The 3213-nt window shown below is 67.5% G+C and carries 2 protein-coding genes; one reads left to right on the top strand and one right to left on the bottom strand.

Translation table 11 applies throughout. The features are described from left to right. Window positions 1–271 precede the first annotated feature (271 nt). Entirely contained in the window at window positions 272–910 is a 639-nt protein-coding gene (locus ACZ5VQ_RS49265; protein ID WP_469110754.1) for an IS5 family transposase, read from the top strand. Window positions 911–1019: 109 nt separating this feature from the next. Here ACZ5VQ_RS49265 and ACZ5VQ_RS49260 read toward each other — a convergent pair whose 3' ends face one another. Further along, entirely contained in the window at window positions 1020–1505 is a 486-nt protein-coding gene (locus ACZ5VQ_RS49260) for a hypothetical protein (protein ID WP_469110753.1), read from the bottom strand. Window positions 1506–3213: the final 1708 nt, after the last annotated feature.

Raw genomic sequence — 3213 nt, 5'->3', positions numbered from 1 at the left:
GCCCGCCCGGCAGCCACCAGGTGTCACGGTCCGGCACTCGAACATCCCGGGAACCAACCGCTTCCTCGGAACGCCCTTAGCAACGGATTAGGGCCTCTGGTGCAGCTCGGGGTTGTCGAGACCTTGAGCACGCCAGGAGGCCCTGTTGTCGCAGTTGTACGCCCTTGCGCCAGGCACTTCCAACTCGGCTGCCCGGGAGTGTGATTGTCTCGCCCACCGGTTCGGGAACGCCGGGAACAACCCGCACAGGCGTCCGTGATGCCCCTCGGACATGACGGACGTGGAATGGGCCGTCGTGCGGGACGCGATGCCCGTGCCGTCCTGGCTGGAAGGCCGCGGTGGACAGCCGGAGGGCTACTGCCACCGCCGGCTGGTCGACGCGGTGCGCTACCTGGTCGCGGGTGGCATCACCTGGAGGGCGATGCCGGCGGACTTCCCCGCCTGCGACCGCGTCTACGCGTTCTTCCGGCGCTGGCGGGACAAGGGCCTGGTCGCCGAGTTCCACGACCGGTTGCGGGATCGGATCCGCGAGGCGGCGGGCCGCGATCCGGAGCCGACCGCGAGCGTCATCGACGCCCAGTCGGTGAAGGCGGCGGCGTCGGTGCCGACCGCAAGCCGGGGCTTCGACGGCGGGAAGAAGGTGAACGGCCGCAAGCGGCACATCGCCGTGGATACGCTCGGGCTGCTGCTGACGGTGCTGGTCACAGCCGCATCCGTCACCGACCGCGAGGCCGGCGGGACGCTGCTGGAGCGACTGCGCCAGCGGCACTGGCGCATCTCGCTGGTGTGGGCCGACGGCGGCTACACCGGACGCCTGGTCGAGATCGCCCGCGACGTTCTGCAGATCGCGCTGACCGTGGTCAAACGCGGCGACGACGCCACCGGCTTCACCGTGCTGCCCAAGAGGTAGCTGGTCGAGCGGACGTTCGCGTGGCTGATGCGCTCACGCCGCCTGGCCCGCGACTACGAGACCCGCGCCGACACCTCCGAGGCGATGATCCGGTGGTCGATGAGCATGGTCATGAGCCGCCGGCTCGCCCGGGGACCGTCCTGAACATTCCCGGGCGTTCTTCGACCAGCCAGCCCCGCGCGGCCAGGCGCTTCACCCTCGACCGAACTCCCTCGACTTTCGCCGCGACCACCTCCAGGCCCAGGGCCGCCGCGAGCCGCCGGCAGTCCATCGCCTCCCCGCCCCGACCGGCCAGGATCTCCACGAGCCGCTGGTAGTCCGGCGCCAGCGAGTCGAGAGCGAGCCCGTCCCTCCAGGCGCGAACCACCGATCCGGGCACCGCCTCTGCGACCCGCGCAGGCCGGTGACCGGCCACCTCGGCCAGGGGCGCCTCCTCGCCTGCAGGAGGTTCTGCCAGGACCTCGGCCACCGTCTGACGGGCGATCACGAACCGTTCCCACGAGGCTTCCGCCTCTTGCAGCTCGGCCTGCAGGGCCGCCCCCCGTTGCCGGACAGCACGCTCACCCTCTTCCAGCAGCCCCATCACCGACGGCACCCGAGACCTCCACCGAAAAGACGACACGACGCCCTGTCTCTGCCACCGAGGCACCGGAACTATGCCTGACCAGCGGAAACGCACCCGTCACTATCGGAAAGACAACGGCTTCTGAGGCCGGCTGACGGGACGGCGCCATGGGTCGGGGACGTCGCAGGCGATGCCGACGCCGATCTCCCCGACCGGCTCGGCCCGGATCAGCATGACTTCGGCTTTTCCTGGGCGCCACGGCTGTTGCAGAACGACCGACCCATCCACGGGTGGCTGGCGTCTGCCGGCGAGAGCAAGCCGCCGACGGTGCGGTTGGCTGCGCGAGGCGGAATTGAGAACGGCCGGGTACTGCACACATCCGGCGGTGTCATACCTGTGGAACAGGGGCGAGCGCGCTGTCGTGGTCGGGCCGGTGACCGTCACGCCCGCTTCGCGAGCAGCCTGGCGGACGTGAGTACTGCGTGTGAGGCAGTGCAGACGGGCCGCCAGGCTGCGGCGCGTGGTTACGGGTGTGGCGACGTAGTCAATACAGGTCGTTCAGCTGCCGGGCGACGGCCTCGTGGCTGTCATCAACCGCGTGAGGGATTCAAGAGGTTGCGTCCGCCGGGGCCTGCAAACGCGGTGGGGGCGGGCTGTGTGGTGGTTGCGGCAGGGGCTGCGGCAGGCACAGGGCTCAGGTGGGCAGCAGCAGCGGTGGCAGCCTGGGTCGTGGCCGGGTGCCGGATGGTCAGGAGAGCATTTGCCGCGGTCACTTCTCCGGGGGAGGGCTGTTGTTGCCCCGTCGGTTGTCCGAGAGGAGTAGCGCTTGATCCTGCCGTTCGCTGTGGTTGTACGGTGGGTCGGTGTCGTATGCCCGTGCGGAGGGTGTCGGGATGCAGTCCGACCTTGCCGCTGGCTGTCGTAACGAGAGTGAAGGACTTCGCTAGCAGGGCTGCCTGCGACAGCGGGCCCAACTTGGAACTCACGGTGCCGATCCTGGTTACCAACGCATTGCGAAGACGTGGGCCCAAGGGATCGGCGCCGCTATCCGGTGGGAGGACGGGACGGCCTTCACGCATCTCAAAAGTGTGGTTGGTGATCAGCTGCGCCAGTTCGTTATCCGATATCGGCGCCCGAAGTGTTCCGCCCGTGCGGAGGGTGCCTGGGTGCAGTCCGACCTTGCCGCTGGCTGTCGTGACGAGTGCGAAGGACTTCGCTAGCAGGGCCGCCTGTGACAGCGGACCCAGTTGGCTATTTACAGTGTTGTTCTTGACCAGCGAGTCCTGAAGACGCTTTCCCAGGCGAATGGACGCCGGTGGGAGGACGGGGAAACCTCCATCGTACTGAAACTCATACCCGTCGATCAGCTGCGCCAGTACGTCATCCGTCATAAGAATTCCTCCGGTCGTGGGGCTCAGCGCTTCGTTCGTGCTCAGCGCTCCGCTCTCACTGTCCTCTACGTACAACAAGGCAGAGCGGGTCACGCGATACAGGCAGCCTGTCGTGAAGGGACCCTCAGAACGCTGGTGTCGATCCGGGGAGTGGTAGTTGGTGTGTGGGGTGGGGTGTGGGCTGCGGTGTTGGGGGTTGGTTGAGAACGGGGTTTGGTGGCGGGGGATGTTGTGGGTGGCTTCTGCGTCTAATGAACCGCCCCGTGTTCGTTAGAGACTTGATTCCGTGAAAGGATTGAGTCATGGCACGTCCTTCCTCCTATCCCGCTGAGCTGCGTAAACGAGCG

It is taken from the genome of Streptomyces sp. NPDC033178 (assembly GCF_055577685.1).
Note: the sequence above shows the minus strand (reverse complement) of the source record. Positions and strands in the feature narration are given on the sequence as shown.

Excerpts from the sequence above, each read along its gene's own strand:
- ACZ5VQ_RS49265 (WP_469110754.1), top strand. The coding sequence starts at position 272 with ATGACGGACGTGGAATGGGCCGTCGTGCGGGACGCGATGCCCGTGCCG.